Genomic DNA, 21313 nt, shown 5'->3' with positions numbered 1-21313 from the left:
TGGAGCAATAATGCTTAATTCATCAACAGCTATAAAAGGAAAGAAAAAAATGGAATTCAAATCACTCAACAACATCGAGACCTCATTCAGACAGATAAGGCTCTACGCCTTTGTCTTTGCCATCGTCTGCGTGGCAGTAAGTGGTTATGCCCTCTATGCCTCGTACAGTTTCGCTAAGGAGCAGCGGGAGAAAATCTATGTGCTTGACCAGGGAAAGTCGCTCATGCTTGCCCTCAGTCAGGATGCAAGTCGTAATCGTCCCGTAGAGGCAAGGGAGCATGTACGTCGCTTCCATGAGCTGTTCTTCACCATTGCGCCTGACAAGGATGCCATTGAGAAGAACATGGAACGTGCCTTCGTACTGTGTGACAAGTCGGCTTTCAACTATTACAAGGACTTGGCAGAGAAGGGCTATTATAACCGTGCCATATCGGGCAATGTCAATCAGCGCATAGAGGTGGACTCTATCCACTGCAACTTCAATACTTACCCTTATACGGTAACGACTTATGCACGGGAGTTTATCGTCCGTCAGAGCAACGTTACAGAGCGCAGTCTTGTTACGACCTGCACGCTGCAGAACTCTGTCCGTTCGGACAACAACCCGCAAGGCTTCCTGATGGAGAACTTCCTCGTCAAGGAGAACAGGGACATACAGACTTATAAACGATAAGGCTATGGCAAGGAAAAGAAACTTTTTACTCTCACGTCACTATCTGCGCTTTCACCTGTGGCTCCGCCATCGGTGTGAACGGCTCACGATAAGGCAGAGAAAGGAAATCGTCTATGGGCTGAGTTTCATCTATCTGCTCTGCTCGCTTTGGATGATAGCGCAGTTCTTCCTTCCTCCAAAGAAGGAGAAACTACCCATCCCCACGGGAAAGCTGACGGACAGTCCCATACGGACGGACAGCACTTTACATGAGTTACACGGCAATTTTTACCTACAACATCATCAAACAATCAAGGAAAATGGATAATAAACAGAAAGAACAAATGAAGAAAGGCTTGGTCTTCGGAGGACTGGGACTGCTGTTTGCCCTCTCGATGTGGTTTATCTTCGCGCCTTCGGGCAAGGATAAGACTGCAGCGGAGCAGGGACTCAATGACAGCATCCCGCAGGCAACGACGGAAAAGCTCACCGAAAACAAGCTCAAAGCCTATGAATTAGGCGACAAGGCACACGAGGAGGAACAGACCCGTGAGGAGATGGGCAGACTATCGGACTATTTCGCACAGAACACCGCTCCATCAGAGGCGCAGCGTGCAGAGACGGCTGCTTCTACGGCAAAGATAGAAAGCTCCATGCATCGCTATGAGGAGAATAATCGCCTCTTGAACTCCTTTTACGCTCCCGACCCACACGAGCAGGAGCGTGAAGCCCTGCGTTCGGAGATAGATAACCTTAAAAAGGAACTCTCTGCCAAAGACAGCAGGGAGGACAATGAAGAGAAACGACAGCTTGCCTTGATGGAAAAGAGCTATCAGATGGCAGCGAGGTATCTCCCTAAAGCATCAACTCCACCTACCTTCAATAATGGTCTGACGGCAGGAAAGGAGAAGACGGAAGGAGCTGCTGGTGGCTCTGACGCTACTAAGGGCAAGACCATGCAGAATGAGAAGCCTGCAATGGAAGTTCTGCCGGAGCGCAGACAGATAGTATCCTCACTTGACCAACCTATGAGCGATGTGTACTTTATGGAGGAATACGGCAAGAAGGCTCGTAATATGGGCTTTCATTCGCTCGCAAGCACAGCTGTACCTACAATGCGCAATACGCTTAAAGTTGTAGTGGACAGGACTACTGTTCTTAAGGAGGGTGACAATGTCGTACTCCGTCTGCTGGAAAGTGCCAAGGTACAGGGACTGCACATTCCACGTCAGAGCCGACTAATAGCCGTTGCCAAGATTGAGGGTAACCGTATGCACCTGCTTATCAAAAGCATAGAAGTGTCCGGCCACATCATAGCCGTCAAACTCTCGGCATACGACATGGACGGACAGGAGGGTGTGTATATACCAGGTTCGGAGGACATCAATGCGCTTAAGGAAGTCGGGGCGAACATCGGCGGTTCAATGGGCACATCCTTTACCTTCGCTTCCTCTGCCAAAGACCAAATTATCTCAGAGGCTGCCCGTGGGGTGATGCAGGGTGCAAGTCAGCTGCTTCAAAAGAAACTGCGTACTATCAAGGTAACGCTCAAGGGTGGCTACCGCCTTTTCTTGGTTCAGTCCAAATAAAACAATCGAAAATGATAAGTAAAAAATAACATCAAATCAAAAGGAACAATGAAGAAAATTATTTTATCAATGGCTATGCTTGCCATGGTGGGAGCAACAGCCACAGCACAGGAAAACAATGATGGTCTGACACCAAACCGTCCACTTACTTCGGGAGAGCTGTTTCAAGGTATGAGCCGTGCCATACCAACGGGACGTGTCGTACTGCCGTATGGTCTGGACGTTACCTTTGACAAGACCGTGCATCTTATCTTCCCTTCTGCTATTCGTTATGTAGACTTAGGTTCACAGAATATCATTGCAGGAAAGGCAGAGGATGCAGAGAACGTACTGCGTGTAAAGGCTTCGGTGAAGGACTTTGAGACGGAAACCAATATGAGTGTCATCTGCGAGGACGGCTCTTTTTATGCTTTCAACGTAAAATATGCCGATGAGCCAGAGAAGTTAAGTATCGAGATGAAAGACTTTCCTTCCACGACGGAAGGTAGACTGCCAAGCAATCGCTCTGATATTTACTTTAAGGAACTCGGCAACGAGTCGCCCGTATTAGTAAAACTGATGATGCAAACTATCTATCAGAATGACAGACGCTGCATTAAGCACATCGGCACACAGCAGTTTGGCATGAAGTTTCTGCTTCGTGGCTTGTATGCCCATAATGGCTTGCTGTATTTCCACACCCGTATGGAAAACGGTACGAATATGCCGTACTCAGTGGATTTTATCACATTTAAGGTGGTTGATAAGAAGATGGCAAAGCGCACCGCTATACAAGAGCAGGTGCTTCAGCCACTTCGTGCCTATCATCAGGTGATGCAGGTGCGTGGCATGGGCAGTGAACACACTGTGTTTGCGCTCGAGCAGTTTTCTTTGGCGGAAGACAAGCAGCTTGAAGTGACACTCTATGAGCGAAACGGAGGGCGTACACTGACCTTTTATGTAACAGCAGAAGACCTGCAGATAGCAAAGAAGATTGATAACCTCAAACTGAAATGGTAGACATTATGAAGAAGAAAATCATTTTATCGGTTTGTGCAGCGGTGGCAATGGCTTTCAGTCTGCCATCGCAGGCACAGCGACTGATACCCAAGCAAAGGGGAATAGAGGTCGTAGGGAGTGTTCCACTTATCAAGGGTGAGAAACTCTTTACAGGTGATAATTTCGGTGTAGGCATATCGCTAACCCGTTATCTCAAAAAGGAGAACTACACCTTTGTGGGAGTTGAGTATGAACAGCAGAATATGCCGTACAGAGATTATAACGTAAAACTCAAGGATGCACTCTTACAGGTGGGCTATATGCTCCCTGTTCTCTCCGACAGAGGTAAGAACGTATTTCTCTATGGTGGCATATCCGCCTTGGGTGGCTATGAGGAACTCAACAAGGATAAAAGGCTGCTGCCCGATGGGGCGACACTGCTCGACCGCTCCCGCTTTGTCTATGGCGGTGCCGTGCATGGCTCGGCGGAAGTGTTCCTAACAGACAGGGTTCTCTTTCTTGTCAAAGCGCAGGGCCGTTTCCTCTTTGGAACGGACGTGCATCGTTTTCGTCCGGCTGTTTCTGCTGGACTAAGGTTTAACTTTTAAGTAGAAGAAAAGATGAAGAAGATATTGAATACGATTTGGGTAATGGGTGTGCTGACCCTTGCTGTGTTTTGCCTATCTGCTTGTGATAGGGATTTGGATGTTCAGCAGTCTTATCCGTTTACGGTGGAGACAATGCCGGTTCAGAAGGACATTATAAGGGGGCAGACGGCTGAGATACGCTGCACGCTGAAGCGAGGCGGTGAGTTTGCCGACACTCGCTATACGATACGTTATTTCCAGTCTGATGGCAAAGGTTTGCTAAGAAATGATAACGGTATGGTGTTCAAGCCTAACGACCGCTATCCGCTGACGAAGGATGTGTTCCGCTTGTACTACACTTCGTTGTCATCTGACCGTCAGACGATTGATGTATATGTGGAGGATAATTTCGGCAGGGTTCAGCAGCTGACCTTTAGTTTTAACAACGAGCGGGAAGAGGGCAAGGATAAGCCTGCATCTTCTCGCCACTAAGACCATAATTGATGCGAACGATAAATGCTTTCATTTTACTTTGTGTATTCTGCCTGTTCTGTCAGCCGACCCTTGCCCAGCGCAGGGTGCGGCTGGCAGACTTGCCACCTTTTGAGCGTGCAGTTGTCGTAGTGAAATACTTTGAGGGTATGCACGGCTGGAAGAATTATCCGTATGTTGGATATGGGCATCAGCTGCAACCAGGAGAGCGTTTCACAGCGGATATGACGGAACGGCAGGCAGACTCCCTGCTCCGTGCCGACCTTTGGAAATGCTTTGAACACTTCAAAGGGTATGGTAAGGATGCCCTGCTGCTGACCTTGCTTGCCTACAATGTGGGTGTAGGGCGATTGCTTGGATATGGTAAGCACCCAAAGAGTAAGCTACTGCGAAAGATAGAGGCTGGAGATAGAAACTTCTATTGGGAGTATGTTTCGTTTTGCCGATATAAGGGTAAAGTTTTGAATGGGTTAGTCAAACGCCGAAAGGTTGAGTTTGCGTTGTTCTTTATCATCTGACTATATTAAACCAAGAATTATTCCTATGATGTTGTTTCTATTTTGCTGAAAAATTGTAACTTTGTATTACGATTAAATAGGATAAGCAATGAATAAAGAAACAAAAAAGGTACTCTTCGTCTTATTGAATGAGTACACAGATTGGGAAGGTGCTTTTCTCTCTACAGCCCTTCATGTTGGCGTAATACCAGGTAGTGAAATCAAGTACAGAGTGCATACAGTTGCTCCGACATTAGATGCAGTCTGTTCCATTGGTGGATTCAAAACGTTACCTGATTATTCTTTTGAGAATATGCCCAAAGACTATGCAGCCTTAGTCCTTATCGGTGGCAATCGATGGGATTCACCTGAAGCAGAACTTGTTGCGCCATTGGTACAAGAAGCATTGGATAAGGGTAAAATAGTAGGAGCGATATGCAACGGAGCATCGTTTCTGTGTGCTCATGGCTTCTTGAACAACGTAAAACATACGGGTAATGGTCTCGACCAACTTAAACAATGGGGTGGTGAAAGATACACGAACGAAACAGGATATGTGAACGCACAGGCTGTAAGTGATAAAAACATCGTTACAGCAAATATTACTGGTCACTTGGAGTTCACTCGTGAAATGCTCTTACTTCTGAAAGCCAATACCTCGGAAAAGATTGCAGCTTGGTATGACTTTTATAAGAATGGATTTGTAAAATAGTAGTCATACTACTAAATAAAATTGATGCGTGGAGTACATCGTCTCCACGCATCAATTTTATAGTTAGCAATCACACATACATCTTATTTTATGGATGCGGTTCTGGCTGAGGTCCTGGATTGGGATGTTCCTCACCAGACTTCTTGTCAGGTGCTGAAACACGTTCGTAGCTCACGCCAGTAAGTGTAAAATACTTCTTTGAAGGGGTGAGATGTACCACAGGTTTCGTAATATGAACCTTTGGGTTGAACTCCGTTTTTCCCTTCTCAACCAATTTACTCTGGAAAGAAGGTGTAAGTGTCCCGATGTCTCCGAAGTCTACAATGTCTCCGTTCTCAACGTGCTTCTTTGCTATCTCAGCTGCAAGTCTGAGAACAGCCTCGACTTCTGCACCTGTGAACGTTGTAGCGTGTGCCACTTCATCACAGAAACTACGATGATCAACTCTCTTTCGTCCTGTAGGATGAGCCTGCACAACGATTTTCCCTTTCAAATTTCCAACTGTTCCTTTACGCTCCTTTAGCGTATAAGCAATGGGTCTGTTCGCCATAGTCATTAGTGTTGCCCCCGATTGTTAAGCCTTTGGAGGCTGGGGCTTTATCCTCCTCAACTTGTTAATAGATTTATATCAAAAAGGTAAGAAATTTCTTGATTATCTCCAAGAAAAGCACATATTTCTTTTGACACTTATCAACCCTTTTTCGCAAAGGGGTTCACCTAAATGAGTAAAACTATCTACCTATTATCAGAAAAGGGTCTACCTTTTTCGTCAAAAGGGTCTACCTTTTCAATTAAAAAGGTCTACCTTTTTTGCCGAAAAGGTAGACCCTTTTTGAAGAAACTGACAAACCTCTTCTGTAGATTTGGATATGGTTAATTAATAACCCTAATGAGAATATGCAGTATTTGGCTTTCACCTTGTCCGCCAATTTTCAATTCATCCGCATAGTTGTAGATGATGTCCTCAATCTCTGTCTTCATATCTCTGATAATTTAATGGTTCATACTTTATGCTGTTGCTTTCATTCTTCGGCTTATAAGACCTCGATTGGCATTGACAAGGTTTACAATTTGCTCGTGATATTCCGTATTCTTGTTGCATACCCCACGACTTTGCACCACTTCCAAAGTTCGTAATGATACTTCAATGGTTTCTATTCGCTTGCCTTCAATGGTAGCCGAAAGGATAAGGGAGTCTTCCTTAAGGTAGTATGCATTAGAAAATACGCAATGGTGCATTGATACACCTTCTTCCAAATGTTCCTGCACGCTCTCCAACACGTGGACTTGGATTATGCCGTCCGTAAAACAGATACCGAAAAACTTGGATTTGAGTTCCTTGAAGCGTTTCTCATCTTCGATTGCCTTCTGCTGCTTCTGTTCTATCTCCTCCCTTTCACGCAGTTTGAGAAGTTCCTCGTGCCTGCGGTCGTGTTCGCCTTTAAGGTCTGTGGGGCATAAATACTTTGGATTATGAATATCCTTTCCTAATCTTCTAAGTGTATCTACATAATCACTCCAAAGAGAAATGTCTGCTATCTCATAGCCGTTACGAACTGCAATTTTGTAGGACTGCCATAGTTCCTCAAAAGTCCTCCTGTTGCCAAGAAAGTAACGTAAATGGTCTGTGCTACCTGCCTTTAGTAATGTTTCCACACGGCTGTCTGTAAGCAATGCAGGAATAAGTTGGGTAGGCACGATACCATAGAAATTATCCTTAAAACCATTTCTACGAAGTATGTCTGTAACCTTGAACTTCGGATATATCGGTGAGTAGGCAATATGCTGATAGGCTTCATTGTCGTTACGGATAGCCATAGGGGTATAGTAAGAAAAGGTATCAACATATCTGCCCAATGTGCGTGGAATGGCAACAATGGCTTGCCGTCCTTTTGCGTTCCACCAATACTGACCGATTTCAAGTGCGTGATATTGTGCCTTACTGCCTTTCTCCATACCCACAATAAGTAGGAACATACGTAATACTTGAAACTCTCCACAAGTGGTAAGTAGGGTGAAATACTGCTTCTGCTGCAATTTACGCTCAAAGGTTTCCCTGACCAGCAACTTAACCCTGCAATGAGGGCAAGTGCAAGTTTCTCTATGTTTGTCCATTACCCAACTATGCCCACAATCCATACAAGTGGTGCGACCTTTTGGCAAGCGGTAGGCGAAGTGGTCTATGCACTCACGGAATGCCCACTTGCTTTGTTGCTTGGTTATCGGGCGAAGATGCTTGCTTTGTTCCAAAACCGCCTTTTCAAATTTGTTTCTCGGTTTCATAGGCTTAAAAATCAAATAAGGATGGTTGTACTTGGGTTACTACACTCTCAGTCTTCTTCACTCGTGCGTTACGGCTCTGTATCTTTGCAAGTTCCTCACGCTGATATTGCTTAATGGCTTCCTGTCTTGCTTCGGCTTTTTCTTCCTCTGTGAGTTCCACAATGTGATTAACGGCTACTCGGCAAGAAACAGCCTTACCCACCTCTATATCGTCCTCATCGTAGTAGTGAACAGCCATAGAGAAAATTTCATCATCATCAAAGCCGTTACAACCGCTTTTCTGCACTTCATTAAGAATGTAGGTGATGCACTCCTCGATATTCTTGTTAGGTTTCATCAAGTTGGGGGCAAACAAGGGGTCTGTCATAGCACGCTGATTGAGATACTCGGCTATTGTCCGTGTGAAATGTTCTGTTCCTTTCATTGTCGTATATGTTTTGATGTTGTTAATACTTGGGAATTTCTACTATTTGATTGATGCGTCCATATAGGTAGGCTCTTAGGCTTGTTCTGTCGGGTGCGTAATACTCTGTCCATTGTCCGTACTGATTGACAAGGTCTTTCTTCAGTACATCAAAGAAGTCAAAGCGATAGCCTTGCAGGGGAACAGCTGTGCGGAAATAGGTGTTAGAGTTCACCGCTTCACATAGCCAATTCTTTTCTTCACGGCTCATACACTCACCACGATTGAGTTTCATACGTAGGAGATATACTTTGCTATTACAAAGGCTCTCCAAAGGAGGAACGTCCCATTGTACAAACTTAATTGCCAACACTTGCTCACTCTTTTCAGCCGTAGGGTTAATGCGGTAATGAGAGGAGGAGCTATATCCTTTGCTGTTCATCGAAGATGTTGTATTTACTTTTTGCTTATCCATAGCGACATTTTTTTTATGCGTCCAAAGATCGGAGTATGCTGATTCCTTTTTGTAGCAAAATAGAGGTAGCGGGGTGGGGCTTGCACAAGGTTTTGGCGGAAAATACTACCCATAGGTGTGGAGATTTTCCAGACAAACCCAGCGGCACTGACCTTTTGAAAGCCACAAGCCCCGTACTACCTTTGCGGATAAAAAGGGAACAGCATCCGTCTTCTTCATTTCGCATATTGTGGAGCATTGGAAAGGAAGCGAAAGTGCAACGCCCATAGTGGAAAACAGAAAAGGTGGCTATCTCAAAATGCGAGATAACCACCTGATGAACGATAAATGAAAGTGTTTACAGATTACATCGTCGTGCTTCTCAAAGCACGCAAAGCAGGATGGCACAGAGTATCGCCAGCCAGAAGAGAAAGCTCAGCAGCGTAAAGGTAACTTGGAGAATGACTCTGACAATAAAGCGCAGTATCAGAAAGCCTGCAATGACTGACACGGCGGTAACGACCTGTGGCGTTACTATCTTTGAGATAAGCCAAACGACACCGATAACGATGGAGAGCAGGATGACCAGTTCGATGAAGCGTGTCCAACTGAAACGGCGGACTTGCTTGGGAGAAGTCGGCTGCTGCTTTATATTATCGGTTTTGTTCGATGCGTCTGCCTTGATGAAGGCAGGTGTGTGAACGTCTTGATTCATGATGATTGTATTCATATCGGAGCTTTTAATAGTTCAAGAGCAATAACAAGATGCGCAGGCTACACAAAGACAAGTGTTAGTATAAACTCTTGGCATGTGGAGCGGAGCGTTTATCTTGGCTCTTGACACTACAAAAGCTTCCGATGGTATTACATCAAGTCATGTTCTCACTATCGACAGTTGGCAGACCATTGACCTCAATGAGCAGAACGATTGTTCCTGTCAGTTCGGTGTAGAGTTTATCGTACTCAGGACTCGCCCCAAAGTCGTCTGTCAGTTCATACTTGTCGAAAACGCTTTGCACAGCCTTATTCTTCAGAAGCATTGGTGCTAGTCTTTCAGGAAGAGGAGAAGGAAGTTCTTTCTCGAACTCATCCTCTAAGACAGACACAAGCGTGTCGTACTTGGAGAAATGCAGTCCTTGATACAGAACTTCGCTTGCCATTACCTCCGCCTCCGGGTGAGAAAAACCTTGTGCTACAGCATCGCAGTAAGCTGTCAATGCTTCGTCTGCGCGAGCAGTTACAAACGTATTTTCATTCACTCTCTCTGGATAATGCTCTCCGAGATACGCTTCCAACTTCAAACGGAAGTAAGAAAGCTCTTTCTTTGTTGTTGTCATAATCTTCTTGGTTTAGAGTTGTACATTATTTAGAGTTGATGCCCATAGCAACATTGAACTTGTCTAACTTGCCAGCCAACTGTTCCATATCGTGTTCTATCTTCTTATTAGTAATACGGGCATAAATTTGTGTAGTTTTAATATTGGTGTGTCCCAGCATCTTCGACACACTTTCCATAGGAACGCCCTTGCTGAGCGACATGGTCGCAAATGTATGCCGGGCAAGATGGAAGGTCAGATTCTTCTTGACACCGCAAAGGTCGGCAATTTCTTTTAAATATGCGTTGGTTTTCTGATTCGTTAGGATGGGAAATAGTTTGCCGTCCCGATAGGTCTTATGACTGTACTTGGCAATGATACTCTTGGGAATGTCAAGCAATAAAACATTTGTCTCCACATTTGTTTTCTGTCTCTTGGTCATAATCCACTGCTTATCATCAAGTGTTACGATATTGTCCGGTGTGAGATTGGAAACATCAATATATGCCAGACCTGTGAAACATGAAAAGATGAAAACGTCCCTTACTAGTTCTAAGCGGTGGATATCCAGTTCTTTGTTGGCAATCTTCATGATTTCCTCGTCCGTAAGGAAGCCACGGTTTACCGGCTCCAAGTGGAAACGATGATTGAGGAATGGGTCGTGAAGAAGATAGCCACGCTTTTGCGCATAGATGGTCACGGTTTTCAGTGCCTTCAATTTCTTGACTGATGTGTTATAGGCACACCCAGCCGCCGTACTCAGATATAACTCAAAATCCTGTACTACGGATGGCGTGAACTCTGCCAGTCCAATATCTTTCTTCCCATACTTATAGATAAGGAATTCTGCGAAATGCCTTCTTAAAACGCTGTACTTTTGCAGGCTGTCCTTGCTGATGGTATGTCCGACACGCTGTCTGACACCTTCGTTGAACTTGTCGAATATAGGGAGAAAGGTCGTGTACTCCCTGTCTTTCCCGACAAAGAATGAGCGGATTTTATCCAATGACAAGGATTCATCATCCTCGAATTTGTGGTAAATGTTATTCAGCATTGTGGAAATGGAGTCCAATGCGGCATTAGCGGATAAGGCTTCTGCCGTCCGACCTTTGAGCCTGCTGGTAGTGTTATTCCACAGCGACTTGTCCACGAATATTTTCGTAGATCCGAAATTAGCCATCTCTCCGTTAAGGAATACTCGGAGCATTACAGGCGACTTTCCTTCTTTGTTCTCATAGTTTGAGCGTAGGTAGAAGGACACCTTGAAATTTGTTCTCATAATGCATCATTCTTTTGTGTAGCACTCGGCTGCAAAGTTAATACTTAATACCTTGAAGAAGAAAGAGTTGATGCCGTCAATATGGTATTCAAAATCCCGTCACTGCTACATTTTTTGCTACTGCAATTTTTGTGTAGCAGTAAGTGTAGCAGAAATTGACCGAAAGATGACTGTCAAAATATAGGGTTATGCCGTCAGGCTATGGAGGTATATACAAAGAAAAATCGTTGTAAAACCTTGATTTTACAACGATTAGCTAATTTTTGAAGGCTAAATTGACAACCCTTGTGAAGTCCTTTTGAAGCCTATTAGCGGAGAGAGAGGGTTGTGACCCTTCGGAGATTTCAATCTATGAAATGGAGGAAACGGTATGAATTCAAATAACAAATCACAGACAGATATAAAATCTTATGAGAACAAGGAGCGCAGCCGCCTTGAATGGGGCAGCAATATGCATGTAGTCTGCAAGGGAAACGGAGAAATTGCCATGACAGAGGGCGAACTTGCGAGATTCTTCGGGGTAACATGGAGGAAGTTCAATGGCAGGCTTCAAAATATAATCCACAATCCCGACCTGTACCCTGATGAAAGGTGTGCAGGTGAGAGGGTAATAGGCAGAGATAAAGAGTTGGCAGGTTATGCCCCCTTTTTACCCGCTCCCAATCATCATTGCCCTATCCTTCCAACTTGACAGTGTAGAAACCCACCTGTTCAGAAAGCATGTGTGCAGTGAGTTAATACGTCTACGGAATGCTCTCACCCCAATTATCATATATGGCAGGGGTGTCAATAGCTGAATATGTACCAATCCTTTTTCTTTCACTGTTATCTTACTATATTACTACAATACAAGATATGTAGTTGAAAGAGAAAGAATTACATTGTATCAAACAGGTGTTTATGGGTGTTGCTAAAATATGACTACATACTACTTACATGAGAGTATAAAAAAGAGGATTTTCAGTATTGCTTTGTTTTTAGACATTACTGCATACACAAATGTATTTACTTGCTTTATATTTTGCAAAAAGTCATCGAAGTGCTTTAAACAACACTATTGCATATTATTTAAATCTAGAATTTGTAGGGTTGGAATAAATTATGTATTTTTGCAGTCATATAGTACACAATTACGTCATACAATAAAACACCTATGAAATATAGATACAAAATAATACTCATATTTTTAGCTGCCGTGTTTAAACTAAGCTCTATTTGTGGGCAAACAGACACGGCTACGCTAAAAATTAGTTATAAAGCAGCATTTAAGTCTTGTGTAGAACGTCCGCAGCTGTTCGATGATATGATATTATTGGTTGGAAAGCACAGCAGCAGTTTCTATTCTGCCACTAACATAACACAACAGCAGACATTAGACAGTGTGGTACAAACCACGGGCGGAAATCTTTCTCAGGTTCTAGCAGCAAGTTCCAAGATGAGAGCAAGTTCTAAATTAGGACAACACTATGTAGTATTGAAGAACTATCCCATAGCAAACAAACTTACTTATACCACAGAACTTGTGGGGAATACAACCTTTAAGTATGAGGAGGATATGCCAACGTTAGAATGGGAACTTTTAGATGGCGACAGCATCATTGCCGAATATAGTTGCAACAAGGCAAGAACGGCTTTTCGTGGCAGAGTATGGACAGTATGGTATACGCCCGACCTCACCATAAGTGAAGGACCTTGGAAACTATGTGGATTACCAGGACTGATACTGAAAGCAGTTTCTGACAATGCCGAATATACTTTTGAATGCACAGGCATACAAAAAGGACATGGAGAAAAGATTGCTATTGCTAAGAAAAACTTTATAAATACAAATGCAGCCGACTTACAGAAACTCGAAGTTCTTACTGCTACCGACCCACAGGAAACTATCATCAGACTCAAAGGTGTGCGTGGCAGCGGTAACACAAAGAAAAGAAAGTTGACTCCTTTGTTGATAGAAGATTTGAGCAAGAAATGAAGCAAGCATTTCTCATATGGTTAATTCTCTTGTCTGCCATCACGGCAAAAGGTCAAATACTTACAGGGCAGATTGTATCTACACAAAACACATCTGTTGAGCGTGCTGCCGTGTTTTTGAAAAACGAGAAACAAACCATAGCTTACACTTTTTCAAGCCCTAATGGTAGCTTTTCCATTGATGCCAAAGGAAAAGAGTTTCGCATAATAGAGGTAAGAAAGATGGGCTACGAAACAATATCTTTGTTCATATCTGATTTCAAGAATGGGCAACATATTGTATTGCAAGAGAAAACAAACGAACTGAAAGAGGTGGTAGTGAAGTCGCAGAAGGTACGCCAAGAAGGCGATACGCTTAACTACCTTGTCAATTCTTTTAAAACTAAGCAAGACAGAACCATTGCCGATGTATTAAAAAAAATGCCAGGAATAGCCATTAACGAAGATGGATCCATAGAATATCAAGGCAAGAAAATCAATAAGTTCTATATTGAGGGAATGGATTTACTTGGTGGAAAATATACACAAGCATCAGAAAACATTGATGTGGAAAAAGTAAAGAAAATACAAGTCTTCGAGCGTCATCAACCAATCAAAGCATTGAAAAACACCAGTTTCAGTGAGCAAGCTGCACTAAATATCGTTTTGGGAGATGGCGCAAAGAACGTATGGACACATACCATAGACCTTGCTGTTGGTATGGCAATGGACAGGAAGTCTGACTTCCTCTATAACAATAGGCTTTTTTCTATGTTCTTCTCGCGAAAAGTGCAAAGTATCAGCATGTATAAAAACAACAACACAGGTAAGAGTATTGGACAGGAAGTGTCGCCAATGGCTGCCTATTTAGACGACTCTGCTCCCACAGACGGCGGAATTCTCGCCAATATTTCATTGCCAGCACCCGATATAGAAACTGCTAGAAGCCGATTTAACCAAACACACCTGTTTGCTACAAATTGGCTTTTCAAGACAAAAGGCAACAACGACTTGCGAATACAGTTGGATGCAATGGCAGACAAGACTATACAAAGGCGAACAACTTCAACCATCTATACAATGGCAGGTGGCAAGGCAATCATGGAAGACGTGTCGGCACAAAGCCATCACAACGCACTCAATGCAGAGGTGCTGTACAAGCAAAATACGGATAAGCAATACCTTACCAATGATTTGCGAGGATATATAGACTTCGACCAAAGCGATGGTACATCGCTATTGAATGGTAGAAATACTCGCCAATATGTAAAGCCACGTCAGCGCTATCTCACCGACAAACTTTCCTTCATCCGAAACCTTAACGGTAAACATTTTATTTCAGCGAATGCCTATCTCTCATTAAATTATACACCAGATTTGCTGTTGCTATCAAATGAAACTACCGAACGATTGGAAAAACATAGCATGTTGGGCGGATTTAATACTTATTGGGGACATAAAGTGGGCAAATTTCATCTGAACTACGATTTTGGAACAGATGCAAAATTACAACGAATGAACATCGAATATGATAGCATAAGTGCGAAACGAAGATATAGGGAATGGAGGAGTTTCGTTCGTCCTACATTCAGTTACAAGTCGAACAATATTCATCTCACAGCCAGTACACCGCTTTACTGGACGGAGCGATATTACGGAAGTCAGCATAAAAGCACGCTTACCATAGAACCACATTTATATATATCTGCCATGCCCACACCATCGTTAACTCTTATGGGTATCTATAACTATGCATGGCGACCTAATGAGTTTTCCTCAATGATAGACATTCCTTTGTTTACAGACTATATAACGATGCGACAAGGTTACGGGAAACTAGACTATACGCTGTCGCATTTTCTTAGAACCTCTGTAGAATATAAAGACGTGTTGAAGGGCTTCTTTGTCAATATAGGCTATAGCTTTACCAATATGCGAAACCAACGTATGTATTCGCAACGTGTTATAAACAACTCTTATCAGACGTTTGCAACAGATTTTACAGCAAATAGTACCACACATGGTATAGATGGACGAATGAGTGAAAGTTGGAACATTGCACATTTGACAACTATCCTTGGCTGTTCCTACAATTGGAGCAACTATAAGATGCTTATTGGAAATAGTTTTGTACCTTTCCAAACGCAATCTGCTAATATCTCTCTTTCCTTTTCGTTGCAACCTATTGAGTGGTTCTCCATAGAGGAGAAGAGTGTTTATAGTTATATAAGGCAACTATCAAAGGGTAATGCAGCATTCAATATTGAACCCTTGCGTTCTTTCAGTCATCAGTTGAAATGCTTTCTTATGCCTGGTAAATTCCAAATAGAGTGGAACAATGAGTTGTACCATAGCAACGACCATTCAGTCTCGTTCACATACTTTGCCGACATATCCGTATATTATCGTCGTAAACGTTACGAAATAGGACTTGTCTGCAATAATCTTCTAGGCAAGAATAAATACATCCGACAGCAAATAACCGACACTCAACAGATATATACAGCTACACAATTAAGAAGTAGAGATATTTTGCTGAAAATAATGCTATCATTGTAAAGATAAACAGGGCATCCTGTTATTATAAATAATTTAAAATCAAAAAGAAATGAAAAAAATTTTATTTTCGTTGGCACTAGCTCTTAGTTTAGGAGTAGTTGCACCACAAACAGTTGCTGCTAAAAGTAGTTCCAAAATTGAAGTAACAGAAATCAAGCACCATGATGGTTATGATGAGGTTACCTTTAGCGATGGAAGCTATGGCTTTTTCTTTGAAGATGGTACATATACCATTTATATAAAGCCTTAATTCCGCAGTATTTTTTCTTGTGAGAAAATTTTATATGTTGAGATGTCTTTTTGGGGTTCTATATGTTGATATGAGGTGCTTCGGTGTTTCTTGGTTCTTTTCTAAGCATAAAATCCCCCACCCAAACCAATGGGGAAGTATGATAGCCACAAAGAAATAGTGTTTATTCAATGAAGACTTCAGCGTAGTAAGTTTTATTTGTATATAGGTTCAGAACGTTCTGTCTTCCAGTGCGCACCCATTTTGCTGGCACGCTGACGAAATGCAGGATAAAGGCTTTCAGCCTGCTTGTCTTTTTCAACGGCTTGACCTTCTCGCTGATATGACGGACGAGATAGAGATAGAAGTTCTTCAGCATGGCGGTAACCATCATGAAAACCATGTTCTCAGCCATGAAGGAAAATGGCAGATGTGACCATCCGAAGTCATTGTTCTGTATATCGAAGTTCTTTTCGCTCGCTCCGCGTTCATTGTAGAATGTGATGATGTCCTTCTCTGTGGATGTCTGGTTGTTGGTAAGGATACAGCGGTATGTGTATATCACCCCGAACATATCCGTCTGTTCCCTGCCGTGCCTGTCTTTCAAGGGAGTACGCTGTACGACAAGCCTGTATGACTTTCCTTCTATTAAGTTGTCCATGCTGACGGAGGTGACATCGCATTTCTCATAACCAACCTCAACACTCTTCCATTCTTTCAGCTGGCCGAAGTCCTCGTGTCGGCTGCCGCAGTTGGCTGCACGTATGTAGAACGTGTTGCAACGCTGCTCTACGGTTTGGATGATTTCCTTTGAGAACGATCCACAATCGGCACGGAAACGCTCTATTACCACCCCAAGTTCTGAGGTTACACGGTCCATAATGCGACGGAGCGTGTCTTCTTGATGGAATCTCACATTAGTGTTTCCGTCACGATTCTCACCTCCGACTATGATTCCCCCAATGGAAGCCCAACCGGGGAAATAGCCAGAATCCTGCTTGTAAGAATACTTTGCATCGAACTTGTGGGCTGGAATAAACTGGTGGTCAAAGTCTAAGTCAACATGACTGCCTACCTTTATAATCCCCATTCTCCGTATCATCCGTAAAAGTAAGGTATTCAACTTTTCTGCTGTGTTGAAACTATACGACTTGTCGGAGGTCTCGCTCTTATAGACAATATTCTTTTCGGCAAGCTCCTTTAGTCCGCGCCCCACAGTGTCGGCACCGGGTAATTGCGTGTCAGGTCTCTGCTTGAACTGCCCTATAAGCACATTGATGTCCTCAAGGCATTCTCCACCACAAAGGTAGCTGAAGAAGAGAGAGCCGAAAATGCTTCCATGGCTGAATGCCTTGCCGCTGCATCCGCGTCTGCCCAACACGGATTCGGTAAGTTTTTCAAAGCCCAACCTTGAAAAAACGTCCATGATGTGATAAATTCCACCGAAAGAAGCGATATTCTCGTTTTTTATTGCTACCTTTGTCATGTCAGATTTTTGCTTACTTGTTATGTTTGCAGCACCAAGATAGGTGAAATTTCTGACATATCCAAGTGTTTTGAGAACTTTGTTTCTCAGGCACTTGGAGTTCTCACAAGAAATTGTGCTGCGGAATTAAGGATATTCCTGTATCCACTCATTTGCCGTCTTACCGGATTTTTTTACTGATAACGGTCAGATACTTTGAGGAAACACAAAACTGGGAAACGTAATACCAACCGTATGATGTTTCTCTTCTGTTTCCTGTAGTAACATCCATCAGGCAGGAACGGTGACAATGAACGACTTGCCGGATGTACAACGGAAATATCAGCAATGCTGCGACCGGTAGACGGAAACTTATGCGGAACTGCAGATAAAAATATTGGAATATAACAAAGTGTTGGCAATTAAGCCGCACTTTTTATGATGTGACGGGAATACAGACGGGATAGCAACCTCTGGTATATGTGTATTTGTCATAAGAATCTGCCAACGACTATTGCTTAAAAAAGATTTATAAATTTGCTATTTTCGATGGAAATGGGTATCTTTGCATTAAGGTTATATTCAATTTAAATGGACTTAAAACCGAAATGGCGTGAGAAATCTGCATATTATCATATTGTTGTTTTTTATCCCTTCCTGTCTCTTTGCGCAGAAGATAGAAATTGGAGACTGCACGACAAGGGATGGAGGCCGTTACCATGGACAGATGTTCCGTGGAAAACCGAACGGCAGAGGCAAGACCGTTTACAAGAAAGGAAATGTCTACGAGGGGGAATATATGAAAGGCTTTCGGCAGGGAGAAGGAACCTATACCTTCTCCGATGGTGAGAAATATACCGGGCAGTGGTTCCAGGACCAGCAGCACGGACAGGGGGTCTACTACTTCTCCAACGGTAACCGTTATGACGGTCTGTGGTATAAGGACTATCAGCAGGGGCAGGGTACGATGTATTATTACAATGGTGACAAATATGTCGGGAACTGGGACCATGACAAACGCAGCGGTGAAGGAAAATATATTTTCGCCAATGGCGCTTTCTACGATGGTTCATGGAAGAATGACATGAAGAACGGACACGGCCGATTCTGCTGGCCGGACCGGTCTTCGTTCACGGGAGACTGGGTGAATAACCTGAAAGAGGGAAAGGGAATCTATATCTATGCAGATGGTGACGAGTATAACGGCGAGTGGAAAAATGACCTGCAGAACGGAAAAGGCATCTATAAATTCAAGGACGGTGAGAGCTATGAAGGAGAATACGTGGATGGGGAACGCACAGGGCAGGGGATTTTCCGCTATAAAAACGGTGACCAGTATTCCGGGCATTTCCTGAAAGGCCTCAAGTCCGGGTTCGGTACGATGTCGTGGCACAATGGGGACATTTATACAGGATATTGGGAAAAAGGCGTACAGAACGGACAAGGAAAGCTGACAAAGAAGAACATGGATATCTATGAAGGGCAGTTCAGAAACGGTGTCGTTGAAGGTCTTGTTATTATCCATTATGCCGACGGCAGTAAGTTCCGTGGCAGCTACCACAATGGGAAACGTAACGGAAGTGCTGTCGAAGAATCTGCTACGGGCATACGCTTTGAAGGCAGTTATCGTGATGACCGTCGTGATGGGAAATTCATAGAACGGGACAAGAACGGGAAAGTGACAGCAAGCGGCCATTATGAGAATGGAAAACGCTATACAAATTAGTCTTTATAAAATATAACAAAAAACATAAAGCTTTTTCACCATGGCAACAAAGAAGACTACAACCAAGAAGACTCCTGTCAGGACGCCTTCTGCCAGAAAGACGAAAGTAGAGAATACGGCAGAGTACACCCATGTCGGACTCGTAAAGAATGATGCCTACCTGGCTCCTTATGAGGATGCAATCCGTGGACGTCATGAACATGCACTTTGGAAGATGAGCCAGCTCACGCAGAATGGCAGACAGTCGCTCTCTGACTTCGCAAATGGATACAACTACTATGGGTTGCACCGTACAGCCGACGGATGGGTGTTCCGTGAATGGGCGCCTAATGCAACGGCCATCTATCTTGTCGGTGACTTCAATGACTGGAAGGAGACGAAAAGCTATCTTTGCCATAAGATAGAAGGGACAGGCAACTGGGAGCTTGTGCTTCCGCCCTCTGCAATGCAGCACGGTCAGTTCTACAAAATGCGGGTTCATTGGGCCGGCGGAGAAGGGGAACGTATTCCTGCCTGGGCGCAGCGGGTTGTACAGGACGAAACGAGCAAGATTTTCTCTGCACAGGTGTGGACACCGGAGAAACCATACGTCTGGAAGAGAAAGACCTTCAAACCCCAGACTTCGCCCCTGCTGATTTACGAGTGCCATATCGGCATGGCGCAGGATGCAGAAAAAGTCGGTTCTTACAACGAGTTCCGGGAGAAAGTATTGCCGCGTATCATCAAGGATGGCTACAATGCCATTCAGATTATGGCCATACAGGAACATCCCTACTATGGAAGTTTTGGCTATCATGTAAGTTCCTTCTTTGCTGCCAGTTCACGTTTCGGCACCCCCGAAGAGCTGAAAGCCCTGATTGACGAGGCGCACAGAAACGGTCTTGCCGTCATCATGGACATTGTCCACTCCCATGCGGTTAAGAATGAGGTCGAGGGACTGGGCAATCTGGCCGGCGACCCCAACCAATACTTCTATCCGGGCGACCGTCATGAGCATCCGGCCTGGGATTCACTCTGCTTTGACTATGGAAAAGATGAGGTTCTCCACTTCCTCCTCTCCAACTGCAAATACTGGCTGGAAGAGTATCATTTCGACGGTTTCCGCTTTGATGGTGTCACTTCTATGCTTTATTACAGCCATGGACTGGGAGAGGCTTTCTGCAACTATGGTGATTACTTCAACGGACATGAAGATGATAATGCCATCTGCTACCTTACCTTAGCCAACTGCCTTATCCATGAAGTCAACAAGCATGCGCTTACCATTGCAGAAGAGGTATCGGGCATGCCCGGTCTGGCTGCTCGGTTTGAGGATGGCGGTTATGGCTTCGACTATCGTATGGCCATGAACATCCCTGACTACTGGATCAAGACCATCAAGGAACTGCCCGATGAGGCATGGAAGCCGTCGTCCATCTTCTGGGAAATCAAAAACCGTCGTGTGGACGAGAAGACCATCTCTTACTGCGAGTCGCATGATCAGGCACTGGTGGGCGACAAGACAATCATCTTCCGTCTGGTGGACTCGGATATGTACTGGCACTTCCGGAAGGGAGACGAGACAGAAATGGTACACCGTGGCATAGCCCTGCACAAGATGATCCGTCTTGCTACGGCAGCAGCCATCAACGGCGGTTATCTGAATTTCATGGGCAATGAATTCGGACATCCGGAGTGGATCGACTTCCCGCGTGAAGGCAATGGATGGAGCTATAAGTACGCCCGCAGACAATGGAATCTGGTGGACAACAAGGAGCTTTGTTATCATTATCTTGGCGATTTCGACCGTGAAATGCTGACGGTCATCAAGAGTGAAAAGAACTTCAACGATACGCCTGTCCAGGAGATATGGCATAATGATGGCGACCAGATTCTGGCTTTCAGCAGAGGAGAGCTGGTCTTCGTATTCAACTTCTCACCGACACGTTCTTATTCAGATTATGGCTTTCTGGTTCCGGAAGGGTCCTATCATGTGGTCCTGAATACTGACGCCAGAAAATTCGGTGGCTATGGTTTTGCCGATGATACTGTCGAGCACCTGACCAATGCCGATTCGCTCTATGCCGACCAGCATAAAGGCTGGCTGAAACTCTATATTCCGGCCCGCAGTGCTGTTGTGCTGAGAAAGAAATAATATCT

Annotated in this window: 21 protein-coding genes and 1 pseudogene; 14 read left to right on the top strand and 8 right to left on the bottom strand. The window is 44.1% G+C overall.

Annotated elements, in window-relative coordinates:
• Positions 1 to 49: 49 nt before the first annotated feature.
• The 8 genes from traK (at position 50) to DYH27_RS03965 (ending at position 5507) form a co-directional block, all read left to right on the top strand.
• Positions 50 to 673: a conjugative transposon protein TraK gene (gene traK, locus DYH27_RS04000; RefSeq protein ID WP_025068481.1), complete on the top strand. Its 624-nt coding sequence runs from the start codon at positions 50 to 52 to the stop codon at positions 671 to 673.
• A gap of 4 nt (positions 674 to 677) precedes the next feature.
• Positions 678 to 980, top strand: coding sequence for a hypothetical protein (locus tag DYH27_RS03995; RefSeq protein WP_025068482.1), 303 nt, complete (start codon positions 678 to 680; stop codon positions 978 to 980).
• The gene (traM, locus tag DYH27_RS03990) at positions 973 to 2241 is read left to right on the top strand and encodes a conjugative transposon protein TraM (protein WP_025068483.1); all 1269 of its coding nucleotides are present in this window, start codon (positions 973 to 975) and stop codon (positions 2239 to 2241) included. Before DYH27_RS03995 ends, traM begins: the two co-directional genes overlap by 8 nt.
• A gap of 48 nt (positions 2242 to 2289) precedes the next feature.
• Entirely contained in the window at positions 2290 to 3240 is a 951-nt protein-coding gene (traN, locus tag DYH27_RS03985) for a conjugative transposon protein TraN (RefSeq protein ID WP_029216679.1), read from the top strand.
• On the top strand, positions 3234 to 3827 hold the full coding sequence (locus DYH27_RS03980; protein ID WP_029216678.1) for a conjugal transfer protein TraO: 594 nt from the start codon (positions 3234 to 3236) through the stop codon (positions 3825 to 3827). Before traN ends, DYH27_RS03980 begins: the two co-directional genes overlap by 7 nt.
• 12 nt (positions 3828 to 3839) lie before the next feature.
• A complete protein-coding gene (locus tag DYH27_RS03975) occupies positions 3840 to 4298 on the top strand; it encodes a DUF3872 domain-containing protein (RefSeq protein ID WP_008566135.1) in 459 nt (152 codons plus the stop codon).
• Between the two features lie 11 nt (positions 4299 to 4309).
• The gene (locus DYH27_RS03970; RefSeq protein ID WP_008566134.1) at positions 4310 to 4816 is read left to right on the top strand and encodes a glycoside hydrolase family protein; all 507 of its coding nucleotides are present in this window, start codon (positions 4310 to 4312) and stop codon (positions 4814 to 4816) included.
• A gap of 88 nt (positions 4817 to 4904) precedes the next feature.
• Complete coding sequence (locus DYH27_RS03965; protein ID WP_006045095.1) at positions 4905 to 5507, top strand: type 1 glutamine amidotransferase family protein; 603 nt, start codon at positions 4905 to 4907, stop codon at positions 5505 to 5507.
• An 88-nt stretch (positions 5508 to 5595) separates the two neighbouring features.
• On the opposite strand, the gene DYH27_RS03960 is transcribed toward DYH27_RS03965, so the two are convergent.
• The 7 genes from DYH27_RS03960 to DYH27_RS03930 form a co-directional block, all read right to left on the bottom strand.
• Positions 5596 to 6057: an HU family DNA-binding protein gene (locus DYH27_RS03960; RefSeq protein WP_004384181.1), complete on the bottom strand. Its 462-nt coding sequence runs from the start codon at positions 6055 to 6057 to the stop codon at positions 5596 to 5598.
• 458 nt (positions 6058 to 6515) lie between these two features.
• A complete protein-coding gene (locus DYH27_RS03955) occupies positions 6516 to 7790 on the bottom strand; it encodes a PcfJ domain-containing protein (RefSeq protein ID WP_025068463.1) in 1275 nt (424 codons plus the stop codon).
• 4 nt (positions 7791 to 7794) lie between these two features.
• Positions 7795 to 8214, bottom strand: a complete 420-nt coding sequence (locus DYH27_RS03950) for a PcfK-like family protein (protein WP_025068462.1) — start codon at positions 8212 to 8214, stop codon at positions 7795 to 7797.
• A gap of 22 nt (positions 8215 to 8236) precedes the next feature.
• Complete coding sequence (locus DYH27_RS03945) at positions 8237 to 8668, bottom strand: hypothetical protein (RefSeq protein ID WP_025068461.1); 432 nt, start codon at positions 8666 to 8668, stop codon at positions 8237 to 8239.
• Between the two features lie 361 nt (positions 8669 to 9029).
• Complete coding sequence (locus DYH27_RS03940) at positions 9030 to 9377, bottom strand: hypothetical protein (protein ID WP_025068460.1); 348 nt, start codon at positions 9375 to 9377, stop codon at positions 9030 to 9032.
• A gap of 139 nt (positions 9378 to 9516) precedes the next feature.
• Positions 9517 to 9984 carry a DUF1896 domain-containing protein gene (locus tag DYH27_RS03935; RefSeq protein ID WP_029216677.1) on the bottom strand — a complete coding sequence of 156 codons (468 nt, stop codon included), beginning with the start codon at positions 9982 to 9984 and terminating at the stop codon, positions 9517 to 9519.
• A 25-nt stretch (positions 9985 to 10009) separates the two neighbouring features.
• Positions 10010 to 11242: a site-specific integrase gene (locus DYH27_RS03930; RefSeq protein ID WP_029216676.1), complete on the bottom strand. Its 1233-nt coding sequence runs from the start codon at positions 11240 to 11242 to the stop codon at positions 10010 to 10012.
• Between the two features lie 370 nt (positions 11243 to 11612).
• Between DYH27_RS03930 and DYH27_RS03925 the strand changes: the two are divergent.
• The 4 genes and pseudogenes from DYH27_RS03925 (at position 11613) to DYH27_RS03910 (ending at position 16004) form a co-directional block, all read left to right on the top strand.
• Positions 11613 to 12039, top strand: a pseudogene (locus DYH27_RS03925) (hypothetical protein).
• A gap of 356 nt (positions 12040 to 12395) precedes the next feature.
• Complete coding sequence (locus tag DYH27_RS03920; protein ID WP_029216690.1) at positions 12396 to 13217, top strand: GLPGLI family protein; 822 nt, start codon at positions 12396 to 12398, stop codon at positions 13215 to 13217.
• On the top strand, positions 13214 to 15754 hold the full coding sequence (locus tag DYH27_RS03915) for a hypothetical protein (protein ID WP_029216691.1): 2541 nt from the start codon (positions 13214 to 13216) through the stop codon (positions 15752 to 15754). Before DYH27_RS03920 ends, DYH27_RS03915 begins: the two co-directional genes overlap by 4 nt.
• Positions 15755 to 15803: 49 nt before the next feature.
• Complete coding sequence (locus DYH27_RS03910; RefSeq protein WP_029216692.1) at positions 15804 to 16004, top strand: hypothetical protein; 201 nt, start codon at positions 15804 to 15806, stop codon at positions 16002 to 16004.
• A 163-nt stretch (positions 16005 to 16167) separates the two neighbouring features.
• Here the strand turns inward: DYH27_RS03910 and DYH27_RS03900 are convergent, their stop codons facing one another.
• Complete coding sequence (locus DYH27_RS03900; protein ID WP_115337993.1) at positions 16168 to 17469, bottom strand: IS1380 family transposase; 1302 nt, start codon at positions 17467 to 17469, stop codon at positions 16168 to 16170.
• Between the two features lie 592 nt (positions 17470 to 18061).
• Here DYH27_RS03900 and DYH27_RS03890 point away from each other — a divergent pair.
• Both DYH27_RS03890 and DYH27_RS03885 read left to right on the top strand, forming a co-directional pair.
• Complete coding sequence (locus DYH27_RS03890; protein WP_025067812.1) at positions 18062 to 19174, top strand: MORN repeat-containing protein; 1113 nt, start codon at positions 18062 to 18064, stop codon at positions 19172 to 19174.
• A gap of 40 nt (positions 19175 to 19214) precedes the next feature.
• On the top strand, positions 19215 to 21308 hold the full coding sequence (locus DYH27_RS03885) for an alpha amylase C-terminal domain-containing protein (protein ID WP_025067813.1): 2094 nt from the start codon (positions 19215 to 19217) through the stop codon (positions 21306 to 21308).
• Positions 21309 to 21313 lie beyond the last annotated feature (5 nt).

Source organism: Prevotella denticola, assembly GCF_900454835.1.
Classification (GTDB): domain Bacteria; phylum Bacteroidota; class Bacteroidia; order Bacteroidales; family Bacteroidaceae; genus Prevotella; species Prevotella denticola.
This window is presented reverse-complemented; position numbering and strand designations above follow the sequence as displayed.

Coding starts and splice junctions, on each gene's coding strand:
- DYH27_RS03980 (WP_029216678.1), top strand. CDS start 3,234: ATGGTAGACATTATGAAGAAGAAAATCATTTTATCGGTTTGTGCAGCG.
- DYH27_RS03900 (WP_115337993.1), bottom strand. CDS start 17,469: ATGACAAAGGTAGCAATAAAAAACGAGAATATCGCTTCTTTCGGTGGA.
- DYH27_RS03960 (WP_004384181.1), bottom strand. CDS start 6,057: ATGGCGAACAGACCCATTGCTTATACGCTAAAGGAGCGTAAAGGAACA.
- traM (WP_025068483.1), top strand. CDS start 973: ATGGATAATAAACAGAAAGAACAAATGAAGAAAGGCTTGGTCTTCGGA.
- DYH27_RS03910 (WP_029216692.1), top strand. CDS start 15,804: ATGAAAAAAATTTTATTTTCGTTGGCACTAGCTCTTAGTTTAGGAGTA.
- DYH27_RS03920 (WP_029216690.1), top strand. CDS start 12,396: ATGAAATATAGATACAAAATAATACTCATATTTTTAGCTGCCGTGTTT.
- traN (WP_029216679.1), top strand. CDS start 2,290: ATGAAGAAAATTATTTTATCAATGGCTATGCTTGCCATGGTGGGAGCA.
- DYH27_RS03935 (WP_029216677.1), bottom strand. CDS start 9,984: ATGACAACAACAAAGAAAGAGCTTTCTTACTTCCGTTTGAAGTTGGAA.
- DYH27_RS03955 (WP_025068463.1), bottom strand. CDS start 7,790: ATGAAACCGAGAAACAAATTTGAAAAGGCGGTTTTGGAACAAAGCAAG.
- DYH27_RS03885 (WP_025067813.1), top strand. CDS start 19,215: ATGGCAACAAAGAAGACTACAACCAAGAAGACTCCTGTCAGGACGCCT.
- DYH27_RS03950 (WP_025068462.1), bottom strand. CDS start 8,214: ATGAAAGGAACAGAACATTTCACACGGACAATAGCCGAGTATCTCAAT.
- traK (WP_025068481.1), top strand. CDS start 50: ATGGAATTCAAATCACTCAACAACATCGAGACCTCATTCAGACAGATA.
- DYH27_RS03995 (WP_025068482.1), top strand. CDS start 678: ATGGCAAGGAAAAGAAACTTTTTACTCTCACGTCACTATCTGCGCTTT.
- DYH27_RS03970 (WP_008566134.1), top strand. CDS start 4,310: ATGCGAACGATAAATGCTTTCATTTTACTTTGTGTATTCTGCCTGTTC.
- DYH27_RS03940 (WP_025068460.1), bottom strand. CDS start 9,377: ATGAATACAATCATCATGAATCAAGACGTTCACACACCTGCCTTCATC.
- DYH27_RS03965 (WP_006045095.1), top strand. CDS start 4,905: ATGAATAAAGAAACAAAAAAGGTACTCTTCGTCTTATTGAATGAGTAC.
- DYH27_RS03930 (WP_029216676.1), bottom strand. CDS start 11,242: ATGAGAACAAATTTCAAGGTGTCCTTCTACCTACGCTCAAACTATGAG.
- DYH27_RS03945 (WP_025068461.1), bottom strand. CDS start 8,668: ATGGATAAGCAAAAAGTAAATACAACATCTTCGATGAACAGCAAAGGA.
- DYH27_RS03975 (WP_008566135.1), top strand. CDS start 3,840: ATGAAGAAGATATTGAATACGATTTGGGTAATGGGTGTGCTGACCCTT.
- DYH27_RS03915 (WP_029216691.1), top strand. CDS start 13,214: ATGAAGCAAGCATTTCTCATATGGTTAATTCTCTTGTCTGCCATCACG.